Origin of the sequence: Streptomyces sp. NBC_00289, from assembly GCF_041435115.1 — a bacterium.
In the GTDB taxonomy this organism is placed as follows: Bacteria; Actinomycetota; Actinomycetes; order Streptomycetales; family Streptomycetaceae; genus Streptomyces.
Genome location: NZ_CP108046.1, coordinates 1,199,546 through 1,222,312, shown reverse-complemented (window position 1 = coordinate 1,222,312; position 22,767 = coordinate 1,199,546). Strand labels below are relative to the sequence as shown.

Annotated in this window: 14 protein-coding genes; 4 read left to right on the top strand and 10 right to left on the bottom strand. The window is 70.1% G+C overall.

All coding sequences use genetic code 11. The features are described 5' to 3' along the window. Positions 1–230 precede the first annotated feature (230 nt). Complete coding sequence (locus OG985_RS06180; protein WP_371667199.1) at positions 231–1,058, top strand: class I SAM-dependent methyltransferase; 828 nt, start codon at positions 231–233, stop codon at positions 1,056–1,058. Between the two features lie 296 nt (positions 1,059–1,354). After that, the gene (locus OG985_RS06175; RefSeq protein ID WP_371667198.1) at positions 1,355–3,127 is read left to right on the top strand and encodes an MOSC domain-containing protein; all 1,773 of its coding nucleotides are present in this window, start codon (positions 1,355–1,357) and stop codon (positions 3,125–3,127) included. Between the two features lie 92 nt (positions 3,128–3,219). On the opposite strand, the gene OG985_RS06170 is transcribed toward OG985_RS06175, so the two are convergent. The 7 genes from OG985_RS06170 to OG985_RS06140 all read right to left on the bottom strand — a co-directional run bounded on the left by OG985_RS06170 (position 3,220) and on the right by OG985_RS06140 (position 15,491). Continuing rightward, the gene (locus OG985_RS06170) at positions 3,220–5,364 is read right to left on the bottom strand and encodes a glycoside hydrolase family 95-like protein (protein ID WP_371667197.1); all 2,145 of its coding nucleotides are present in this window, start codon (positions 5,362–5,364) and stop codon (positions 3,220–3,222) included. 548 nt (positions 5,365–5,912) lie between these two features. Continuing rightward, the gene (locus OG985_RS06165; RefSeq protein WP_371667195.1) at positions 5,913–9,104 is read right to left on the bottom strand and encodes an RICIN domain-containing protein; all 3,192 of its coding nucleotides are present in this window, start codon (positions 9,102–9,104) and stop codon (positions 5,913–5,915) included. Positions 9,105–9,186: 82 nt separating this feature from the next. Beyond that, positions 9,187–10,944, bottom strand: coding sequence for an amylo-alpha-1,6-glucosidase (locus tag OG985_RS06160; RefSeq protein ID WP_371667194.1), 1,758 nt, complete (start codon positions 10,942–10,944; stop codon positions 9,187–9,189). A gap of 106 nt (positions 10,945–11,050) precedes the next feature. After that, positions 11,051–11,893, bottom strand: a complete 843-nt coding sequence (locus OG985_RS06155) for a carbohydrate ABC transporter permease (RefSeq protein WP_371667193.1) — start codon at positions 11,891–11,893, stop codon at positions 11,051–11,053. Then, positions 11,890–12,873 (bottom strand): carbohydrate ABC transporter permease, encoded by a 984-nt coding sequence (locus tag OG985_RS06150; protein WP_371667192.1) that lies wholly within the window; start codon positions 12,871–12,873, stop codon positions 11,890–11,892. Before OG985_RS06150 ends, OG985_RS06155 begins: the two co-directional genes overlap by 4 nt. 19 nt (positions 12,874–12,892) lie before the next feature. Then, positions 12,893–14,134, bottom strand: coding sequence for an extracellular solute-binding protein (locus OG985_RS06145; RefSeq protein ID WP_371667191.1), 1,242 nt, complete (start codon positions 14,132–14,134; stop codon positions 12,893–12,895). A 286-nt stretch (positions 14,135–14,420) separates the two neighbouring features. Beyond that, entirely contained in the window at positions 14,421–15,491 is a 1,071-nt protein-coding gene (locus tag OG985_RS06140) for a LacI family DNA-binding transcriptional regulator (protein ID WP_371667190.1), read from the bottom strand. 608 nt (positions 15,492–16,099) lie between these two features. On the opposite strand from OG985_RS06140, the gene OG985_RS06135 reads away from it, so the two are divergent. Next, positions 16,100–17,530 carry a vanadium-dependent haloperoxidase gene (locus OG985_RS06135; RefSeq protein WP_371667189.1) on the top strand — a complete coding sequence of 477 codons (1,431 nt, stop codon included), beginning with the start codon at positions 16,100–16,102 and terminating at the stop codon, positions 17,528–17,530. Between the two features lie 144 nt (positions 17,531–17,674). On the opposite strand, the gene OG985_RS06130 is transcribed toward OG985_RS06135, so the two are convergent. The 3 genes from OG985_RS06130 to OG985_RS06120 all read right to left on the bottom strand — a co-directional run bounded on the left by OG985_RS06130 (position 17,675) and on the right by OG985_RS06120 (position 20,821). Then, entirely contained in the window at positions 17,675–18,115 is a 441-nt protein-coding gene (locus OG985_RS06130) for an SRPBCC family protein (protein WP_371667188.1), read from the bottom strand. Between the two features lie 85 nt (positions 18,116–18,200). Beyond that, positions 18,201–19,544 (bottom strand): carotenoid oxygenase family protein, encoded by a 1,344-nt coding sequence (locus OG985_RS06125; RefSeq protein ID WP_371667187.1) that lies wholly within the window; start codon positions 19,542–19,544, stop codon positions 18,201–18,203. Continuing rightward, positions 19,541–20,821 carry an MFS transporter gene (locus tag OG985_RS06120; RefSeq protein ID WP_371667186.1) on the bottom strand — a complete coding sequence of 427 codons (1,281 nt, stop codon included), beginning with the start codon at positions 20,819–20,821 and terminating at the stop codon, positions 19,541–19,543. The genes OG985_RS06125 and OG985_RS06120 overlap by 4 nt, the downstream gene beginning before the upstream one ends. Positions 20,822–21,195: 374 nt before the next feature. Here OG985_RS06120 and OG985_RS06115 point away from each other — a divergent pair, with 374 nt between their 5' ends. Then, positions 21,196–22,653: an FG-GAP-like repeat-containing protein gene (locus OG985_RS06115; protein ID WP_371667185.1), complete on the top strand. Its 1,458-nt coding sequence runs from the start codon at positions 21,196–21,198 to the stop codon at positions 22,651–22,653. Positions 22,654–22,767: the final 114 nt, after the last annotated feature.

The window sequence follows — 22,767 nt, the reverse complement described above, 5'->3', positions numbered from 1 at the left end:
ACCCCCGAGGGCCGTTCGGCTCAGGGGCGGCGCGCCTCGGCCGTGCGTGCGGGCGGGCGCCGATGGAGGATCGGTGGTGCAGCGGCCTTGGGATGGGCCGCCCCGCACCGCTCCATCGCTTGAAGAGGTCCGCCCATGAGACGGTTCGACGACCCGCTGTCCCAGTCCCTCACCGGCCGGGCGCCGGAACTCGTCGAGGGCGTCGCGCCCGGCGTCACACCGAGGGCGACGTGACCGGCGCTGCGCGCGGAGACGTGCCGGGCCGCGGCCGTTACGGCGATGCCGTGTTCCCTCCCGAACAGGCGGGTGAGGGTGAGCGCATCGACTTCGGCGCACTGGCCTACGACGACATCACCATGGCGCGGCTGCTGTCACTCGGAGCCGGCCCGGGGTGGCGCTGCCTCGACGTGGGTGCCGGCACCGGCACGGTCTCCCGCCGACTGCTGGACGAGGCCGGGGTGGCGAGCGTGCTCGCCGTGGACCGCGACGTACGTTTCCTCTCCGAGCGGCCCACGCCCGGGCTCGACGTGCTGGAGGCGGACATCACTGCCCCGGACTCCGTCCCCGGCCGGTTCCGACTCGTCCACGCACGCTTCGTGCTGATGCACCTGCCCGAACGCGAGCGCCTGATCACGGCACTGACCGAGCTCGTCGCGCCCGGCGGTGTGCTGGTGCTCAGCGACGCGGTCGACCTGACGACCGACCGGACGCCCGGCACGCCGTACAGCGTGGTGATGCGGGCGATGTGGCAGGGGCTGCGAGCGACGATCGGCACCGATGTCTCCTGGGTGCCGTCGTACCCACATCTGCTGCGCGGGGCAGGGCTCGTGCCCGTCGCCGCCGAGGTCCATGTGCCTCCGCTGCTGCCCGGCAGTCCCATCAGTCGCTTCTGGGCGGACACATGGGAGCGGAGCAGAGCGACGATGCTTGCCACCGGCCTGGTCGACGACTCGGCCGTCGACGCGGCGGTCCGCTACCTGGACTCAGAGGGGTGCGCCTCGCTGTCGGCCGGCATGCTCACCGTCTGGGGATGGAAGCCGGAGGAGGCCCCCCGCTGACCGCCCCCGACTGACGTTGTCTCTCTGCACGGCCCGCGGCGGACGGTGCCCGTCGACGCCGGAGAGCTGATCTCCGGCGACGTGATCGCGGCACTGTCTGCATTGCCCCGTCCAGAGCGGGGGTCTAGCGTGGCCTGCGTGTGGGCACGCGCCATCTGAAGCACCACAGCGCGATCGGGAGAAGGATCGTAGGTTCCCGTCCGGCGAGCTCCGCCACTTGAAGCCGCGTCCAAGTCGGTTGCGTCGAGGGCGAGTTGACGCGGGGGCCCGGAGCCGGCCGCAGGAAGGGTGGCGTGATGGCTACGTTGACCGCCGTGAACGTCGGTATGCCCAAGGACGTTCCGTGGCGCGGCAGGACCGTGCACACCGGTGTCTACAAGCAAACGGTGCAGGGGCCGCGGACGGTGCGGCGGCTGAACGTCGACGGGGACGGGCAGGGGGATCTGGGCGGCCACGGCGGGGAACAGCGCGCGGTACTGGTGTATCAGAAGGAGTCCTACCAGTTCTGGGCCGGGCGGTTGGGCCGCGACGACCTGAGGCCCGGGCAGTTCGGGGAGAACTTCACCGTCGAGGGCCTGCCCGACGACGAGGTGTGCATCGGTGACCGCTACCGCATCGGGGGCGCCACCTTCGAGGTCACCCAACCACGCGTGACCTGCTATCGGGTCGGCCTGCGCATGGGTGAGCCGCGGATGGCGGCACTGTTGGTGGCTCATCACCGGCCCGGCTTCTATCTGCGGGTGATCGAAGAGGGAGAGGTCGAGGCCGGGCAGGAGATCGTCAAGGTGTCGTCCGGCCCGGAGGCGATGACCGTCGAGGAGATCGACCGGGTGCTCTACCTGCCCGGGCACACCCGTGAGCAGGTCGAACGGGCGTTGCGGATCCCCGCTCTCAGCCCGGGCTGGCAGACCTCCATGCGGGCCCTGCTGGCTCAGGCCGACGCTGGTACGGCCGCGGGATCGGGCAGCGCGGGACTGACCGCGGCGGCCACCGCCCCGCCGCCCGCCTGGCAGGGCTTCCGGCCGCTGACCGTCACGCGCGTCCAGCCCGAGAGCCACAGTGTGTTCTCCCTGTCACTGGCCGCTGTGGACGGCTCCCCCCTGCCGGCCGGACGGCCCGGGCAGTTCCTCACCGTCAAGGTCGTCACCGAAGAAGGTGCGCTTCCGCTGATCCGCAGCTACTCGCTGTCCGGAGAACCGGACACCGGCACCTACCGCATCAGCGTGAAAGTCGAACCGCGCGGCGCGGTCGGCAACCATCTGCGCGCCCACCTGCGCACCGGCGACACGCTGGAATGCGCGGCGCCGCGCGGCACGTTCCGTCTGTCCGACGGCGACAACCCGGTGGTGCTGCTGTCGGCCGGTGTCGGCGTCACGCCCGTCCTGGCCATGCTCCACGCGCTCGCACGCGCGGAATCCACCCGCCAGGTGTGGTGGCTGCACGGCGCCCGCGACGGGACGGAGCACCCGTTCGCCCAGGAGTGCCGCGAACTGCTCGGACATCTGCCGAACGCCAGGTCGATCGTCTTCTACAGCAAGCCGGCCCCGGGCGACCGCCAGGGTGTCGACTATGAGGAGGTCGGCCGTCTGTCGGCCGAACGCGTTCTCGGCCTCGGGCTGCCCACCGACGCCGACGCCTATCTGTGCGGGCCCGACGCGTTCATGGGCAGCGTCACCGCTGCCCTGATCGAGGCGGGGCTGACGGCGCCGCGGGTGCACAGCGAGACGTTCGGCTCGGGCGCCTCCCTGACTCCGGGGGTGGAGGGCCGGGCGGACGCGCCCGCGCCCCACCGGCCCGCCGGACCCGCCGGCACCGGACCTGAGGTGTCCTTCGCCCGTAGCGGCCTGACCGTCTTCTGGGACGACGCCCAGGAGTCCCTGCTCGAACTCGCCGAGGCCTGCGACGTGCCCGTCCAGTGGTCGTGCCGTACGGGCGTCTGTCACACCTGCGAACTCGCCCTCCTGTCCGGCTCCGTCGCCTACGCCCCTGACCCCGTCGAACCCCCCGCCGACGGCAACGTCCTCATCTGCTGCTCCAAGCCCACGGCCGGCGTCGTCCTGGACCTGTGAGGAGACACCACGAAGCGCCGCTCACGAGACCGCGGACCCGGCTCTGTACGGACAACGTGTACGTGGCCGCGGTGCTCGACGAGCGCACCGGCTCAGTCCGGCAGTCCCCACGGCTTCGTGTCTCCGACGGCCGGCACGTCACGCGGGCTCAGGTCCGGACGGGTGCCGCGTGGAACGACGACGGCCGTTTCCTGCCGGCCGAGCGGGATCTGGATACGGTCGGGTCCTGTCTGCCGGTACCGCAGGCGCCGTCCGTGCTCGTCCCGGACGTCGACGGCGCCGTCGATGCCGTGGTGCAGCACGAGCGGGGCGCCGGCCTCGCTGCGGACGCGCACCCATCGGGTCCGGCCGCCGGCTCGGTCCGCGTCGACGAGGAACGCGCCCTGAGTACGCAGCCCTTGGACCGAGAGGTCCGGCCAGCGCTGTGATACGGAGGGGAAGACCCTCACGGCCCCGCCGTGGCTCTGCACGGTCATGTCGAGGACCGACTGAGCCGCCGTGAGCGGGCTCTCGACGGCCAGGTTCCCGCCCTCCACGTACATGGTGTTCGCGGTCATCCACGCGTTCTTGATGACGTTGCCGTCGGTGAAGAAGGTCAGGAAGTCGAGTGCCTCCTCCGGCCGTTCCATCAGGGAGGCCATGGAGGACGCGGCGGCGTAGCTGTAACCGGCCCACAGGCCGCGGTCCTTGACCCAGTGGTCGAAGGTCGTCCGCATGATGTCGCGGTCGGACGGCCGGTCCCAGGTCAGTTCGTGCAGCGGGAAGAGCCAGAGCATGTGCGAGAAGTGCCGGTGCGACTCGGTGAGCGGCTTCGCGGCGCCGATGTTGACGCCGGTCGCGTCACGCGGATAGTCCACCAGGCGTTGGAGGATCTCGCTCCAGCGCCCGGCACGCGGATGGGTCGTACGCAGAACGCGCAGGCAGTCCAGGAGGGTGGCGCAGCCCCAGCGGATCAAGGAGAGGTCGTAGGTGCAGTCGGTGGCGTCCGCCCACTCCGGCGACCGCGTGAGGGGCAGGTGCAGCTTTCCGTCGCTGCCTTCGTACAGGAAGTGGTCGTAGAAGTTCACCGCCTTGACGAGGATTGGGTAGAGGACGTCGCGCACGATCCGCACGTCCATGGTGTGGCGGTAGCTGAGCCAGACGTTGTGCATGGCCCAGATGAGGTTGCCGTTGTTGTCGGTCTTGGTGGAGGTGCCGGGGATGCCGACCGTCTTGGCGCCTGGGCGCAGCATCCAGTCCGAGGGGTGGGCCAGGGCGTAGGTGTCGCCGTCCTGGTACTCCGGCGGGACGGAGAGCGGCAGGTACTGCTCGAAGTTCTTGAAGGTGGAGGTGACGGAGTCGAGTTCGGGGTGATCGGAGCCCTGGATCAGCCATGTGGCGATCTGGACGTTGAGGTTCCACCAGACGGCGCTCCAGCTGCCGCCGGTCTCCGGGTACCACGGCCCCCACTCGGACATCGAGGGCCCGCCGGCCCGGGTGGCGCAGGCGGCCTTGTAGAGCTGGATCCAGTAGAAGTTCTGGATGCGCTTGTCCGGTACCGACACCAGGCTGCGCCGGTAGAAGCGGTGCCACCAGGCGCGGTGTTCGCGTACCAGCTCGTCCGGGTCCGCGGAGAGCGTGCGGGCGACGTCGGCCACGGCCAACTCGGTGGTGCGCGAGAGGTCTTCGGGGAAGCGGTAGACGATCTTCGCGGCCAGAAGCCTGCCGGTGCCGACGCGCCGTTCGCGCCAGGCGGTGGTCCACCCGCCGCCGGCGATCAGCGGCTGCTCGACGTAGTGGGTGGCGCCGGCGGAGCCGGTGCGGGGGTCGGGGTTGCCCGTGTAGTCCGCGGGCTTGTCCTTCTCACGCGGCGAAATGGCGGGCAGCCAGGTGAACGACCAGCCCGCGGTCTCCTCACCGGCACTGGGCCGGGTGGAGATCAGCAGCGCGGTACGGGCGTTGTGCACCAGCATCGAGAAGCGGACGCTGCCCCGGGTGGTGGTGACGGTGCCGCGCAGCTCGGCGTCCCAGAGGTCCAGGGTCCAGTCGACATCGGTCACTTCGCCGGCGAGGGTGAGGTCGAAGTGCCCTATGGGCAGCCGGGAGAATCCGTACGGTGCGCGCCACTGGGGTCGCTGGTCCTGCACCTGGCTGTGGCTGACCATGACCTTCACGGAGTTGGCCGTCGCACCTCGGTAGACCTGAACTCCGAGCAGACCGTTGCCCAGGAAGGGGCCGTCCTTCCAGTCGCCGGGCATCCGCCGCCACCGTAACGCGGCGCCCCTGGCCATCCGTTCGTACAGGTCCTCCGTCCCTGCGGGCGGCCGGGATGTCGCCCAGGCGGTGCCGGATCCGGTCGTCCAGCCCCCGGCGGCGACTGCGGCTGCCGTGCCGATCACACCTCTTCGAGAGATCCCGTTCCCTGACGTGCGGGTCACGTATGTGCCTCCCAGTTCTGCTTGTGAACCTCCAGGCATAGTGCAGGTCTGGTGAGCGGGAGGGAAGACCTCCGACGTATCGGAAATGCGGCAGGGCTGAATGCCCAGGTGAGTCGAGTCCGCTCGGTCGACCTGTCGACGGCAGTGGGGCAAGCGGACCGATGTCTGCGAGGCGGGGTCCAGGCGGCGCTACGTTGTCAAACGCTTCTAGAGAGCCGGGATCGCCACGCATGGCGCCCCTCGTTCACAGATCAAGGCGAGCTGAGCAGGTCTCACCCTCGCGGGCGCTGCGGACACCGCGGGTGCCGACGAACACGGTCCGCTTTTCCGCCGGTACGGCCGGAAGACTCAGCGAGATCCGCCGCTGGTCAACTCTTGCCGGGCAGGCGCCAGATCTGGTTCCTCTTGGTGCTCAGAGCACTTGCGGAGTCGCAGGTCCACTGGTGGATCCTCGCGCCGGTGCTGGTCGACACGTTGCTGACGTCGACGCACTTGCCGCTGTTGACGGCGACCAGCTGGTAGTCCTGGCTGTTGCCGAGTGCGGTGACGGGCTTGAGGGTGAACCGCTGGTTGGTGTCGCCGTGGCAGGTCCACTGCTGGACGGCGGCCCCGTTGGCCGTGGAGTAGGCGGAGATGTCGAGGCACTTGCCGCTGGAGTGGTTGACGACGGTGTAGGTGTCGGTCGCGCCGCTCACGGGGTGGAAGTCGAAGCGCTGTTCCTGGCCGGCGCCGCAGGTGTTCTGCTGGTACTGGGTGCCGTCGGCGGTGGACTGGGCGGGGTCCTCGAGGCAGAGCGCGCTGTGCTGGGCGACGGCCGTGGAGGAGAAGCCGGTCGAGGCGCCGATGTGTAGGCTCGCCGGCGCGAAGGAGACCTGGTCGAGGTGGGGCGCGGAACTGGAGCGCATGGGCTGTCCGATGTCGCTGCCGCCGCCGGAGTAGACCAGGCCGATGGTGGTGCCGTCGTGGTTGTAGAGCTGTGAGGCGGTGAACCTGACGGTGTTGGCGCCCTTGGCGAGGGTCACGGGGACGGTGTAGTCGTTGAACTGGTTCCAGTGCAGGGTGCTGGCGAAGTTGACGCGGATGGCGTCGCCGCCGTTGACGCTGACGTCGGCGTGCTCTGCGTACAGGTCGGGGTTGTAGTGGTTGGAGGGCAGTTCCTCGGCGTTGGCGTAGCGCGTGGTCATGGCGTAGGTGCCGGCCGTGGGGGCGGTGACGTTGAGGGTGAGGGAGTTGGCCGTTCCGTCGCCGATGCCGGTGACGACGCCGCCGTTGGCCTGGCTGTAGGTGGTGTCGGCCGCCGCGGTGCCGGTGAGGGTGCCGTTCTCGGCCTGGTAGGTGACGACGTTTCCGGTGGTGACGGCGTCGGTGGCGCCGAACGGGGTGACGGCCAGGTCGTCCAGGGCGAGTGTGCCGCCGCTGCCGGTCACCCTGACCTTGTTGATGCCGGTGTTGAGATGGACCCGGTTGGTGGAGGTGGACCAGGCGTTGGGGGTCGCGCCGGCGAGGGTCTGGTCGTCGGCGGTCTTGCCGTTGACGGTGAGGCCGGCCTGGCCGGTGTTGCGGTAGCGGGCCCTCAGGTCCGCGTATCCGTCCCGCGCGGAGTACACCCAGAACGTCGCGGACTTGCCGGAGGTGAGGTTCACCGCGCCGGCGCCGGACTGGCCCTGGGAGGTGTAGGTGGCGGTGCCGCTGTCGGACAGGGCCGCCTGCTCGGCCTCGTACAGCGTGGTGCCCTGGACGCCGGCGTCCTTGTACTGGAGATCCATCTTGTCGATGATCGCGTCGCCGACAGTCCCCGCGCTGTTGTCGCCGGTGGTGGCCAGGGTGATGGTGTGGCTGCCCGGGGTGAGGTGCACGGTGGTGTCGCTGTGCCCCCACACGACCCACTGGAAGCCCACGGGTATGTCCATCCGGGTCGAGGCGCCGCCGTCGACCCGCATGTACACGTTCGTCGGCCCCTTGACGTCGGCATCCTTGGCGTAGCTGTTGCCGAACACCGAGAGGTTGTAGTCGCCTGCCGTGGGGACGGAGACGGGGAAGGAGATCACCGTGGTCGAGCCGGTGCGCAGGCCCCCGACGTCCTTGGTGCCCGAGGTGGCGAACGTGCCGACGTTGCCGGTGGTGCCCTCGGTGTTGATGTTGTAGCCGCTGCCGCTGAGCGTGGCGTTCTCGGCCTCGTACGTGGCCGACCACGTGCTGTCGGAGGCGGTCGTGCTGCCCGCGCCGCCGGGGGAGACGATCACCTGGTACGCGGACATCGCGTCGAGGGTGACGGGGACGGTGATCGAGCCGTCGGAGCCCACGGCGACATCGGCGTCGGAGAGCCGGGTCGGGGTGGCCGCCGCGCCGATGTAGCCGCTGTAGCGGTCCTGGAACACGCTGACGTGGACGGTGCTGCCGAAGACCGCGGGGTCGATGTTCTTGACGACCGTGTTCGAGTCACCGCTGGTGCCGCCGCCGGCGAGGATGACGCGGGCCTGCTTCTTGGCCGTGTCGAGGCTCGCCAGACCCTGGAGGGTGTACGCGGCGTTGCCGGCGGCGCCGGTGACCTTGACGGTGTTGCCGCTCATGGAGCTGTACCAGTTGTACAGCCACCACTGGGCGTTGGGCGTGTTCTGGGCGGCGGCGGAGTCCCCGAGGTTGCCGTTGATGTTCCAGTAGGGCAGGTTGCCGTCGATCTTCTCGTCCTCGATCGCCGCGATCCACTGGACCATCTGGCCGGGGTTGGTGAGGTGGTAGCGGTGGGCGTACTCGTTGAGGTTGACGGTGATCGGGGAGGTGATCCCCGCGGCGGTCTCCACCGCCCGGTACGAGTCGACGGTGCCGCGTACGTCCGCCGGGCTGCCCAGGGTGTGCCAGGTCACCACGTCGGGCAGACAGTGGTTGGCCTTGCAGTAGGTGAGGAAGCCGCTGAGGGAGGAGGAGGTGTAGCTCGAGGTGTTGGGGCCCGCCAGCCGTGCCTGGGGCCAGATGCCCTTGATGAACTCGTAGGTCTGGCGCCATTCGGCGTTGAAGTTGGCCAGCGCGGTCGAGTTGGTGCGCATGCCGCTGAACCAGTTGAGGTCGGGCTCGTTGTAGGGGATGAAGACGATGTGGCTCGCGTAGGGACTGGCCTTCGCCTGCTCGACCTGGGTCCTCATGGTCGTCTGGTAGGCCGAGTAGCTCGTGCGTTCATAGCCGGCGCGGTACACGTCCGTCATGTAGATGAAGACGTCCCCGCCGCCGCTGTCCACGAAGGGCCTGGCGATCTCCAGGGCGTCCGAGCCGGGATGCTGCTGTCCGTCCTGGTACTTCGTGTTGGTGGTCTTCAGCCCCATCCCCTCGATGAGGTTGTTCGTCGGCACGTCCGGGCCGTACAGGCCGTACAGCGCTCCGGAGGCGCCGCCGCGGAAGGCTCCGGTGCTGGTGCCCAGGTCGACGGTGAGGGTGGGGGTGGCGGCGGATGCAGGCGTCGCCATGACGGTGGTGGCGCCGGCGATGACGGCGAGCGAGAGCAGCGTCTTGGTGAAGCCGTGGAGAAGGCGTCTCGTGGTCGAGCGCCTTTGCCCGATTCTCGGCATGTGCTTACGTCCCTTCAGGGTACGGCTGGTCGTTGCTGCGCCGGCCCCCGTGCCGGACGTGTGGGTGGGGTGGTGCTCGCGGTCAGGCGGCGGCGGTGTCGGTCCCGGCGTCCAGGCGGTGGTGGTGGTCACGGGCGAGCAGCAGGTAGCTGCCGGCGGTCCAGGTGTAGGCGCGGTCGCGTAGCCCGTGGCCGGTCAGCGCGTCGAAGTTCTCGGCGAAGCCGGAGGTTTCGCACAGGGCGCGGAAGCGGACGTTGATCTCGTCCGCGAGGCGTTCGTGCCCGGCGCGGCGCAGGCCGTCCTCGATGAGGACGGTGGCGGGGGCCCAGATCGGTCCGCGCCAGTAGCCGTCGGGCTCGTAGTGAGGGGAGCGCGGATGTTCGGTCGCCAGGCCGAACGCGGTGAGGTGGGCTTCGATTCGTTCGGCCAGCCGGTCACGCATCTTGGGGGGAAGGCGGTCGCCGAGCACGATCGGCATCAGATCCAGCAGGCTGGCGCTCGCGGAGGTGGCGCCGCCGTGAGCCGGGCGGCTCAGGAACCGTTCGCCGTCCCACAACTCGTCCAGCAGGGCGACCTGGAGTGCGTCGGCCGTCTCGGTGCGGCACCGGGCGTCGTCCGGAAAGCCCAGCTCGTCGGCCAGCCGGGCCAGTTCGTCGAGCTGGAGGATCAGTACGGCGGCGAGGTCGGCGGTGACGGCCACGCGTTCGGGGTCGAAGGTGGTGGCGTTGTCCCAGCCGCTGTCGTTTCCGTGCTGGTAGTGGGGAAGGACGGCGCCCGGTGCGCGGCGCGCGGTGAGCCAGAAGTCCGTCCAGCGGGTCAGTCCGCCGTACGCCTCGGTCAGTTGCGCCGGGGTGAGCGGCTGGGGGAGCCGTCGGCGCAGGTGGCCGAAGGCCCAGCCGTGAATGGGCGGTTTGACGAAGTTGTAGAGGACCTCGGAGTGGGTGACGGAGTCGGGCAGAGCGCCGCTGTCGTCCTGGTGGTCGAAGGGCAGCGCGAACTGGTCCCAGGCCAGACCGGGCGACCCGGGGGCCAGGGCGAGGGCGTTGAAGCAGTGGTCCCAGCTCCAGACCTTGTCCATCCAGTGTTTGGACATCAGCACCGCGGGCCGGGTGATCAGGCCCGCCGGGAGTACCGTCGCGGACCACAGCACATAGGTGGCGAGTTCGGCTGCCGGGGTGCCGGCCGAGCGCCACGGGGCGACCGTGTCGGCGAACTCGGCGAACGATTGCCGAGCGGCCTCCACGACCTCGCCGAACGCCGACGCCGAGCGGTAGGGCTGTCGCGCACTGTCGAGTTCCTCGACCGCGACCTCCCACGATCCGCCGGCCTGGGCGGTGACCGAGAGACCGCGGTCGCCGGCGCCCACGGCCTGGGAACCGTGGACGTCGCCGACCGTGCCGGACAGCACGGTGATCCGGTAGCGGCGCCCGGTCTCGTAGGAGGTGAACGTGTGCGCGCCGTCGACCGGATCGCGGTAGAGGTAGGTTCCGCTGAAGGGGGTCAGGGAGTGTGCCGCCGCGCTGATACCGAACCCGAGACCGGTGCCGCGCACGCGGACGGTGTCGGGTGACTCGTAGGCGAGGTCGACGCGCCCGTCCGCACCCGCCCAGCTGAGCAGACTCGGTGTCGCCCGGATGTCCGTCGCTGCCCGCCCGCCCGTCGCCGCGTCGAGGGGGACGAGGCGCAGGACGGCGTGCATGCCGTTCTGGTGCGAGACGAGGTGCAGGTCCTCGGCGCGCGTCTGCTCCGCCAGCACGGGGGAGATGCCGAACCAGGACCCGTGCGTGCTGAAGGGTATGTCGAGGACGGAGAAGGCCGGACCGGGTGGGGCGGCGGTCATGAAGGGGCACTCATTTCTTGAGCGGGGGTGATCTGCGGTCCGCCTGGCGGGCGACGGGGCCGGCGCGGCGGCTCACGGAGAGCGCGGCTGCGCGTGGGCAGCGGGGTCAGTCCTTGACGGCGCCGGCACTGACTCCGGCGGCGACGTAGCGCTGGGCGAGGACGAGGATGACCGCGGCCGGCAGTGAGGCCACGACGGCGGTGGCCATGATGGCGTTCCACTGCTGGTTGTTGTTGCCGATGTAGTGGTAGATGCCGAGGGTGATGGGCTCGTGGGCGCCGCCGTTGACGAGGGTGCCGGCGAAGACGAAGTCGGACCAGGACCACAGGAACGCGAACAGGGACACCGTGACGACGGAGTTGCGGCTCATGGGCAGGACGATCGCCCAGAAGGTGCGCAGGGGCCCGGCGCCGTCCGTCTTGGCGGCCTGGAGCAGTTCGCCGGGGATGCCGGACATGAACGCGGTGAAGATGAGGACCGCGAAGGGGACGGCCAGCGTGGAGTCGGCGATGATCAGGCCGGGTACGGACTGGAGCAGGCCGAGGCTGAGGTAGATGGCGTAGAAACCCATCGCCATGATGATTCCGGGGATCATCTGGGCGGCCAGGAGGACGAAGTTGAGGATGCCGCCGCCGCGCGGGCGCAGTTTGGCCAGCGCGTAGCCGGCGGGTGCGGAAAGCGCCACGGTCAGCGCCACGGTGCCGAGACCGATGACGAGGCTGGTGCCCAGGTAGGGCAACTGCTGGTCGACGACGGCCCGGTAGCCCTCCAGGGTGGCGTGGGCGGGGAAGAGGTCCGGCGGGCTCTTGCGCATGTCCTGGTCGCGGGTGAAGGACACGTTGAGCATCCAGTAGACCGGGAAGAGCATGACCGCGGTCAGCAGGAGCCCGATGACCGTCTTGCCCCGGGTACGGCGGCGCCGGTTGAGGACGGTCCGTGCACGTGTCATGACAGCGCCTGCTTTCGCTGGAGTCGGACGTGGACCAGGCCGAAGACCAGGGCCGCGACGACGAGCAGGTTGCCGACGGCCGCGCCGGGGCCGAAGGACGGGAGCAGGTTGCCGAAGCCGAGTTGGTAGGACCAGGTGGCGAACGTGGTGGACGAGCCGGCCGGGCCGCCCTTGGTCATGATCCAGATGATGTCGAAGACCTTGAGCGTGTAGACCAGCCCCAGCAGCAGGGTGATCGCGGACACCGGACGCAGCAGCGGGAGGGTGATGCGCCAGAACCGGTGCCACGCGTTCGCGCCGTCGAGGGCTGCCGCCTCGTACAGGCTGGCGGGGATCGACTGCAGGCCGCTGTAGAGCACGACCAGGTTGAAGGGAACGCCGATCCAGACGTTCGCGATGATCACCGAGGCCAGCGACCAGGACGGCGACGTCAGCCAGTTCACCGGGCCGATGCCGACGGCGTGCAGGGCGGCGTTGACGATGCCGGATTCGCTGTTGAGCATCCACGACCAGGTGGAGGCGGACACGATCAGCGGCAGCAGCCACGGCACCAGGAACAGTGCGCGCAGGGTGGCGGAGAGCCGGAAGTGCTGGTTGAAGAAGACGGCGAGGGCCAGGCCGATGGCGTACTGGAAGAGCAGGCACACGGCGGTGAACACCACGGTGTGCAGCAGCGCCGGAGCGAACGTCGGATCGTCGAAGACGGTCCGGTAGTTCGTCAGGCCCGTGAACGGAGCGTCGCCCCGGACGAAGGAGCGGACGGTGTAGTCGCGCAGGCTCAGGTCGAGGTTGCGGTAGAGCGGATAGGCGTAGAAGAGGGCGAGATAGAGGGTCACCGGGGCGAGGAACGCCCAGGCGGCCCACTGCTGGGAGGCGGGACGGCGGCGGGTCGCGATGCGGGCCGGGGGCGGGGCGGCGGTCGCCGCCCCGTTCCGGTCGAGCGCCCGTCGGCGGTCCGGCAACTGTGTCGTGGGCTTCATCGGCGGGCGGGAGTCCTGGTCACTTGACGGCGGACTGGGCCGAGCCGAGCGCGTCCCTGGGCGACGCCGACCCGCTCAGAGCGGACTGGACCGCCTTCCACAACTGCTCGGAGATCTTGGGGTACTTGGTGCCGAGGTCGTCACTGGTGCGCCCCTTGGCGGCCTTGACCGCGTCGACCCAGGGCTTCAGCTCGGCGTCGGCCGCCACCTGCTTGTCCTGGACCTCGGTCGTGGGTGCCACGTAGGACAGAGTGGTGTCGGTTTCGAGCAGGTTCTGGCTGTTGCCCAGGCAGGACACGAGCTTCTGCGAGGTGGCGTAGCGGTCCGTCTCTCCCTGCACCGGCATGGTGACGAACTCGCCGCCGGTCGGGGCCGCGGCACTGCCTCCGGAGGCGGCGGGGACGGGGACGACCCCGTACTCGAAGCCGGCCTTCCGCGCGTTGGCCAGCTGCCAGGTGCCGTTCTCCGCGAACGCGTAGTCACCGCCGGCGAACTCCTGCCAGCTGGTCGTCTGGGTGTTGTTGATCACCGAGTTGGGGGCGTAGCCCTTGTCCAGCCAGTTCTTCCACAGCGACAGCGCGGAGACCGCCTGTCCGGAGTCGAGTGCGGTCAGTTCGGCTCCCGAGCCCCAGAACCAGGGCAGGAACTGGAAGCTGCCCTCCTCCGTGCCGATCGCGGAGAACGTGATGCCCTTCTTGCCCGCGCCCTTGACCTTCGCCAGCGCCGCCGTCAGCGACTTCCAGTCCTTGACCGAGGCGATGTCCACCCCGGCCTTCTTCAGCACCGCCTTGTTGTAGTACAGCGCGAGGGTGTTCGCGCCGATCGGCGTGCCGTACGTCTTCCCGCCCGACTGACCGGCCGCGAGGAGGTTGGGATCGACCTTCGAGACGTCCAGCTTGTTGTCGTCGGTCGAGGTCAGCATCCCCGCCTCGGCCAGGGTCGACACCACCGGGTTGTCGACGATGAGGACGTCCGCGGAGTTGTCCTGCTGCGCCGCCAGCAGCGCCTTGTTCGTCAGGTCACTGGTGTCGAAGGCGGTCCGCTTGATCTTCACCCCGGCCTCGGTGCCACAGCCGTCCACCAGCTTCGCCCACGCCGAGCTCTTGTCGAACTGCGGGTACGGGTCCCAGATCGTGTACGTGTCGCCGTCCGCCTTCGCGGAGCTGCCGCCTGTGCCGGAGGAGCACGCGGTGGCGCCGGCGGTGACGGCGACGGCGGTCAGGACTGCGGCGGTGAGACGCCGTCTGGCAGATCGGTTCATTGCGGTTCCTCATGGCTTTTGGCACAGGTGTGCCCTGGGATCGGCACAGGTGTGCCGTGGGAGGGGTGAGGGGGGCTTCTGGGGTCGCCGAACCGTGGTGGTGGGGTGCGCAGCCGGCAGAGGTGGAGGTGCGGAGGCGAGGGGGAGACAGACGGGGTGACGGTCAGGGGTGCGGAGGCGAGGGGGAGACAGACGGGGTGACGGTCAGGGGTGCGGAGGCGAGGGGGAGACAGACGGGGTGACGGTCAGGGGTGCGGAGGCGAGAGGGAGACAGACGGGGTGACGGTCAGGGGTGCGTGGAGGCGCCCGGGTCCGGAGCGGGTTCGGCGGGCGTGACGCCGACGCGCGAGGTGCCGACGGGGGCGGTGCTCGCTCGCAACGAGATCGGCGGCGCGAGCAGGTGGTGTCGGGCCGGTGTGTCGGGGTGGTCGAGCCGCTCGACGAGCAGGTCGACGGCGAGGCGGCCCATCTGTTCCGCCGGGACGTCCGCCGCGGTGAGCTGTGGGGTGACCGTCTCCGCCCACCTGCCGGCCACGACACCGGTGACGGAGAAGTCGCGTGGCACATGGCGGCCCGACTGGGTGAGCCCTCGGTAGAGGCCCCCGAGCGCGGCTTCGTTCAGGGTGACCAGGGCCGTGGTGGCCGGGTCGTCGTGCAGGATCCGTTCCAGACAGGCCAGGCCGGAGGCCGCGTCGTCCCCGCAGCAGTACGTCCGGACGGTGAGCCCGCGTTCCGCCGCGGCCTTGGTGAACCCGTCCAGGCCCCGATGGGCGGACTCGTATCCCGCCCGCAGCAGCTGTTCGGGTCGGTTGACGAAGGCGACACGGCGGTGGCCCAGGTCGGCGAGGTGGTGGACGCAGGCAGCCGCCAGCGCCGTGTGGTCCAGGCCCACCCACCAGCTGCCCCGCGGGTCGGCGGTGCGGCCGATGGCGACGGAGGGGAAGTCCAGCGCGGTGAGGTGGTCCAGTCGGTCGTCCTGCAGCCGGATCTCCATCAGGATCGCTCCGTCGACCCGGCGCTCGCCCAGCAGCCGCTGGAACGAGCGATCGCTGTCCGCACCACTCGGGGAGAGCAGCACGTCGTAGTCGTAGGCAGCGGCGGCCTCGGTGACGCTGCCGATGAAGTCCAGCTGCATGCCGGTGTAGTGGTTGCCGGCCGGCGGGAAGACCAGACCGATGGTGTTGGTCCGGCCGTTGGCCAGGGCACGCGCACTCGCGTTGGGCTGGTAGCCCAGTTCGTCGATGACGCGCTGGATCTTCTGGCGGGTGTCCTCGGACACCGGGCGCTTCCCGCTCAGGGCGTACGACACGGTGCTCCGCGAGACACCGGCCCGCTTGGCGATCTCACCGATGTTCACGGGACTCCTTGCTGAGAGGGGTCGAACCGGTTCTTTGACTTCGCGAAGAGGATAGGACCGGGACGGTCGTCGAACCGGTTCGCGTGAAGTGAAGGTAGGAGCAACCCGGACGGGTGTCAACGCCTCGGGTCGGAATTCTCGTAACGGCCCGGAAACGCGAGTGGGTGGAGGTGTGGTGCCGGGCTTGTCCGGGTGTGCACCGGCTGACCAGGGGAGCAGGGCTCGAATGCGACGGCCCGGGATCGCCCGCCCCGGTCGGAACGGTCGGCGGTGAGTGGTCGAAGGGCTCTGCGCAGAGGGTGTTGTCGGCCGGTTTCCTCGGTGCTAGGTTCCGTCGAACCGGTTCGACGGAGCGGCGAGCGCGATGTCGCACCCGGTACGGCCGGCACTCGCCCGGGACCGGCGGCTGGAGCCAGGAGAATCGATGCGTCCGACCACTCCCGGACATGGCGGCGAGGACGACCGATTTTGCGCCGCCGTGAGGGACGGGATCGGCCATTCCGCGGATCGCATCGGATTTGTACAAACCACGGAGGTGGCGCGCACGCCAGGATCACGCCGCCACCTCCCGGTGGTGACGAGACCTGCATGCAACGGGGAGTTGAGGCATGTCCACTGGTACCCGATCTGTCCGGCCGCGCACGGGGATGTGGCGCAGGGCGCTGGCCACGGCGGCGGTGCTGGCCGCCACAGGCAGCGCGCTCACGGTCGCTCCGCAGCCCGCCCAGGCGGCACTCCCGAGACAGCAGATCGCCGATCCCGTCCACTACTGGAACGACGTCCTGCTCCAGGTCATCCGGCGTGAGGGCGGCGGACCGGGGCCGATGGCCCGTTCCGCGGCGATGCTGAACGCGGCGATCTACGACGCGGAGAGTTCGTACCAGCTGAAATGGAAGGGCAAGATCACCTCGGAGCCGTACATCTACGCCCACAAGTACGACGGCTGGGTCGAGGGCCCCGACGAAGAGGAGCGGGTGATCGGTCGTACGGCGTACAACATCCTGCTGGGGCTGTACGGCAGGAACCAGACGCAGTTCCTCGACGCGAAGTTCCGCGAGCGGTTCGGCACCGAGCCCACCGGGTTCGACCTGCTCGACGCCACGGTCGTCGGCCGCATGGTCACGCAGATGAGGGACGCCCGAAACGGCGACGGCTCCGACAACGATCAGGTGTACGTCGGCGACGACAAGCCGGGCGCGTGGCGAGCCACCAGCTACCCCGACATGCCCGATCCCTCGTGCGAGCGCGACAGTCAGGCAGTCACACCGTTCTGGGGCCAGATGAAGCCCTTCGCCCTCACCTCCGGCTCGCAGTTCCGCCCGGCCAACCCGGGTCTGTACGGGACGTACGAGAAGCTGCTGGCCAGCGACGCCTACAAGGCTCAGGTCGAGGCGGTGCGGTCGCTCGGCGCCGACAAACCGACCGCACGTACGCCCGCCGTCACTCGGACTCAGGAGCAGGAGGCGGCGGCCTGGTTCTGGGCCAACGATCTGGACGGTACCTACAAGCCGCCCGGGCAGCTGCTTCAGGCGACCCGAGACGTCTCCCAGGCCCGCGGCCTGAACACGTACGAGAACGCTCGGCTGTTCGCGCTTGTCTCCCTCGCCATGGCGGACGCCGGGATCGCGGTACGGGACGTGAAGTTCCTGACACCGATCGACCTGTGGCGGCCGGTGTCCGCGATCCGGGAAGGCGGGCTCGACCCGGAGTGGAAGCCGCTGCTGAAAACCCGGGCGGGCGTGAACGTCAGCCCGTGCTTCCCGGCCTGGGCCTCGGGGCACGCGACGTTCGGCGCGGCCTGGGCAGGGGTGATGAAGCGCTACTTCGGCAGCGACAACATCGCCTTCGACATGACCACCGACGAGCCTCAGTCACCGGTGAAGACCCGCCACTTCACCAGCTTCAGCGCTGCGGCCACCGAGGACGCCTACAGCAGGGTCTGGCTCGGAGTCCACTTCCCGTGGGACGCGGAGGACGGTCTCACCCTGGGTGACAAGGTCGCAGCCCAGGTCTTCACCACGAAGTTGCGCAAGCTCTAGCCCGCGCGTCTCGCTCCCGGTCGTCCTGCCCCGGCACCATGACACCGGTCCGTCCGCCGGTCATCCTGCCCCGGAGCGCGCACACCGCCGGCATCGGTCGAAGCCGTCCCTGCCTGCCCCGCGAGGGGAAGTGAGTCTCGGCCACTACTCCGCGGTCTTCTTCAGGGCGTCGAGCCAGGTGTTGAGCGAGTCGTCCAGCGCGGCGGCGAGGTTGGCCCGGTCGGCGTCCACCGGCGCGCCCGCCCAGGACTCCCGGGTGCGGACCACGACACCGTCGCCGTCCTCGGTGAAGGTCCACTCGTGCACACCGGTGATGCCGTGTGCGGGACCGCCCCACACTATGCGGTGCGGGGCGTCGACCACGTAGATGGTGGAGTCGATGGACAGACCCGCGGTCACCCAGTGGAAGGTGATGGCCGGGGCGATGGGGCCGTCGAGCCGGGCCTCGGTGATGGCGAGCTGCCAGTCGGGCCAGGAGCCGATCCCGGTGTGCAGCTGCCAGACCCGCTCGAGAGGAGCGGCGATCCGGATGGTGTGGTCGGCGACGACGGGGGCGTTCTCGTCGATGGTCGTGGGGTAGGTCATCGTGGTTCGGTTTCCTCTGCGTCGGGGGCCCGGGAGGTCGTCGGGGAGTCGACGCCAACCGGGCGGCTGGGGCGGCCGGGGCGGGTCAGGCGGGCAGTTCGGGGTCGGGGATCCAGTGGCCGTGGATGCCTGCGGGCACCCTGCGGGGGAGTTCGACGGCGGCCACGGTGCTCAGGTCGCTCGCGTCCAGGACGAGCAGTTCCGAGGCGTCTGCCTCGATGTCGCTGACGATGGTGAGCAGATAGCCGTCGTCCTCGGCGATCCCGCCCTCGGCCGGCGCGAAGACGGCCTCGCCGGGCATCCGGCCCTCGCCGTGCGCGAGCAGCTTCTCCTGGCCGGTCCGTGTGTCGAACTTGACGGTGTGGTAGCCCGACAGACCCGCTCCGGGAAAGGCGATGGCGTAGCTGTAGCGGTACGCCGAACCGGTGTGGGCGTCGTTGATCGACGGGAACTCGGTGGCCAGGTCGTTGAGGGACTCAGTGGTGACCTTGCCCGTGGCCGGGTCCATGATCCACCGGTGGAAGGTCGAACCGGCGTCGGGGCTGGTGCCGTAGCCGGGAGCGCCGACCCACCACTTCCACGAGTTCTCCCAGGCGGAGCGGTCGAAGCATGGTGCTTCCAGGACGATCCGGCCCTGCGCGTCGGTGTAGGCGTTGGCGACGTGCAACAGCGCCGCCTGGTCCGCCACCTCGAACCACGTGGTCCTGCCCCCGGCGCGCGGCAGCACGCCGATGCGCAGCGGGACGTCGTCGTGCCAGCGGTAGGGGATGCCGGAGTGCTCGGCGTGGTCGAAGACCACCGGCGCGTTGATGAAGACGACGTGCTCGCGGGTGATGGCGAAGTCGTGCATGAGCGAGGGGCCGGAGCCGTCGATGACCTCCGACGTGACGATGTCCCCGGAGGCGTTGGCGACGTAGTAGGTCAGGTACGGCGGGAAGGGGCTGTAGCTGAAGAAGTGGAGCTCGCCCGTCTCCGGGTCCTCTTTGGGGTGGGCGGTCATAGCGCTGGTGAGCTTGCCGCCGAAGTCGTGGACGCCGATCGTGTCGAGGTCGGCGCTCACCTCCCACGGCAGGTTGGCCTCCTGCAGGGCCAGGTAACGGCCCCCGTGGAAGATGATGTTGGTGGCGGCGGCGCTGACCTCGAGCTCGGTTCCGGTGAACGGCACGCCGTCCAGGAACGGGGTGCGGACCCAGCGGTTGCGGTACCACTCGGCCCGGCCGCCCGTGAGACGGACGCCGTGGATCATGCCTTCGCCGCGGAACCAGTGGGTGGGGGTGATGCCCGGTCTGGGGTTGTGGCCGTTGCGGAAGTAGCGGCCGTTCAGCTCGGGCGGGAGGGTGCCGCGCACGGTCAGCTCGCGGCCGGTGATCTCGTCGGTGACGGGGGTGAAGTGGCCGCTGACGTACGGCTTGTCCAAGGGCATGATCATGCCTTTCGCGTCGAGAGGACCGAGATGAGCAGGGCGAGGGCGGCGCAGGCCAGGAAGGCCGCGCCGAAGGAGGGGAGCAGGGTCAGGAAGGACAGGCCGATGGCTCCGCCGATCTGCCGGGTGGCGTTGACCAGCCCGCCCGCCAGGCCACTGTCGGCGGCCGGGACGCCCGTGGCGGACATCGCGGTGAGCCGGACGAAGGCCACGCCCAGCCCGATGCCGATGAGGAGGGTCGGGCCGAGCAGGTCGACAGGGAAGGTGCCGTCGGCCGGAGTTCGGGAGAGCCAGGCCAGTCCGGCCGCGAGAACCAGCAGGCCCACGGGGAGCACAGCGCGGCCGGAGACTCTGCCGGTGATCCACGACGAGAGGGTGATCAGGAGGGCGAGGGGAAGCTGGGTCAGCCCGGCTTCCAGGGGCGAGTAGCCGAGGGTGCGCTGCTGGTAGAGGGGCAGGAAGTAGAACAGGCCGAGCCAGACCGCGCCCAGCAGGGCCATCAGCACATTGGGCCCCGCCACCACGCGCATGCGCGCCGGCAGCAGCGGGTCGACGGCACGGCGCTGAAGCACCACGAACAGGCCGAGCAGCGCCAGACCGATCACGGCGAGCGGCCAAGGGCCGGAGAGGCCGTAGGTGAGCGCGACCAGTCCCGCCGCCACCGTCACCGCGCCCGGCGCGTCCAGGCTTCCGCCGCGTGGCCGGTCGGCCCCGACCAGCAGCCAGGTGGCCACCAGGACGGCCAGGGCGAGGGGCACCATCACGACGAACACCGCACGCCAACCGAACAGGCTGGTGAGCAGCCCGCTCAGCAGCACGCCCGCCGCCCCGCCGGCACCGGAGACCGCGCCCCACACGCCGAGCGTGGTGCCACGCCGCTCACTCTCCGGATAGAGCGTCAGCACGAGGGCCAGCGCCGTGGGCGCCAGCAGCGCGGCGCCGATTCCCTGCACCGCCCTGCACGCGATCAGCACGCTCGCTGTGGGCGCCCCTGCCGCGCCCAGGCAGGAGAGGGCGAACAGGCTGATGCCGAGCAGAAACACGCGGCGAAGGCCGTAGACGTCGCCCGCGCGCCCGCCCGGCAGCAGCAGCGCGCCGAAGACCAGTACGTAGGCGTTGACCGTCCATGCCTGCCCCGTGTCCGACAGATCGAGTCCGGCCCGGATCTGAGGCAGGGCGACGTTCACGATCGACGTGCTCAGCACGACCAGGAACTGGGCCGTGGCCAGAACCGCCAGCGGTATCCAGCCGGTGGTGGTCTGTCGCGGTGTGGTGCGGGTCATGGCTCGACACTGGCAGCGGGCGTGTGCCGTTCGCGTCGGTGGTCATCGCCTATACGACGCTGTCACGCACCAACTCGTCAGGGCTCGCGGCCGCCGGCACCAACACCGGCCGGGGCTGCACGGCTCAGCCGCATGCGGTTCGGCCCGGCGCCCGGGAGCGAGTCCGGTGAAGATGCGCTTGGGCAAGGCTGTCCGGCAGAGATGGGGCGCCACCACAATACCCGCGCCGCACGGCCTACTTCATGCCCCGGCAGTCCCTCGATCGCTACCATGCGCCGCGTCGTCGCCACCACGAACCTCCCCTGTCCCGTACAACCCTTCAGGCTCACCAGAGGTCCTTCTTGAGTCCACGCGTATGTCCTGGAGAGGAACCCATGTCCCGGCCCCATCACAAGCGCTCCCGGCGTCCCGTCGTCCTGGGCGCCACCGTCGTCGCGGCCGCCCTGGCCGGTGGCCTGCTCATCACCCTGCCCGGCGGCGCGAGTGCCGCCGCGTCGGGCCTCGCCGACGACTTCAACGGTGACGGCTACCGCGATCTGGCGTCCGGCGCCCCGGGTGCTGTCGTGGGCGGGAAGGCGAAGGCGGGTGCCGTGGTCGTCAACTACGGTTCGTCGAGCGGTATCAGCGCCGCACGCCACAAGACCACGTCGCAGAGTTCCGCCGGTGTGCCGAGCACCTCGGAGACCTCCGACCGTTTCGGCACCGAACTCGCGCACGGCGACCTCAACAAGGACGGCTACGGCGATCTCGTCGTGGGTACCCCGCTGGAGGACGTCAGCGGCGATGTCGACGGCGGTTCGGTCACGATCCTGTGGGGCGGCTCGTCCGGCCTGTCGGGCGGCACGACGATCAGTGACCCGAACGCCTCGGGCCACGACCGGTTCGGCCAGTCCCTCGCGGTCGGCGACTTCACCGGTGACGGGAAGGCCGATCTGGCGGTCGGTTCCACCGGCAAGGACGTGTGGATCTTCAAGGGCGGCTTCACCAAGTCCGGTGGCCCGGCCGGGAAGCTGCGCCTCGACACGCAGATCGACTCCGGCGCGTACCCCGACGGCGCCGTCCAACTGGCCGCCGGGGACTTCGACAACGACGGGGCGGACGACGTGGTGGTGGGGTCCGCCGCGGGCAACTTCGTCTACCTGGGCGCCTCGACCGGACCCACGCTGCAGACCGAGGTGGGCAACGGGTACGCGGGCGCGCTCACCGCGGCCGACTTCGACCGCGACGGGCACGACGACCTGGTCGTCGGCACCGACTTCGTCGACGTCATGGACCAGACGGCGAAGGGCGGCTACGTCACCGTGTTCTACGGCGGTGCGGCGGGCGTCGACACCACGCGCAGCGCCGTGTTCAGCCAGGACACCGCCGGTGTGCCCGGAGCAGACGAATACCACGACTCGTTCGGTGGCACCCTCGCCGCGGGCGACGTCAACGGTGACCGCTACCCGGACCTCGCCGTCGGTGCGGACTTCGAGACCATCGGCTCCGCGGACCAGGCAGGCAACGTGTGGGTGCTGCGCGGCGGCGCCTCCGGTCTGACGGGGACCGGCGCCCAGTCCTTCAACCAGGGCACCTCGGGTGTTCCGGGGGCCAACGAGTCGTCGGACATGTTCGGGCACGCCATCCACCTCGCCGACCACAACAAGGACGGCCGCGCCGATCTGTCGGTGGGCGCGGGCGGCGAGAACAGCGACGACGGCACGGTGTCGGTCCTGCGCGGTTCCACCGGCGGTGTCACGACCACCGGTGCGGTGAGCTTCGGCGCCGCGTCCGTGGGCATCGGGAACTCGGGGGACGACCCCGTGTTCGGGAACGTCATGTCAGGCTCCTGAGCACGTGGACAGCCGGAAGGGGCGGCGCCGGAGGACCCCGGCGCCGCCCCTTCCGTTGTGCTGACTCGGCGAGGTGCGCGACGGTCGGCGACGTCGCCCGGCGCGCACCACGTC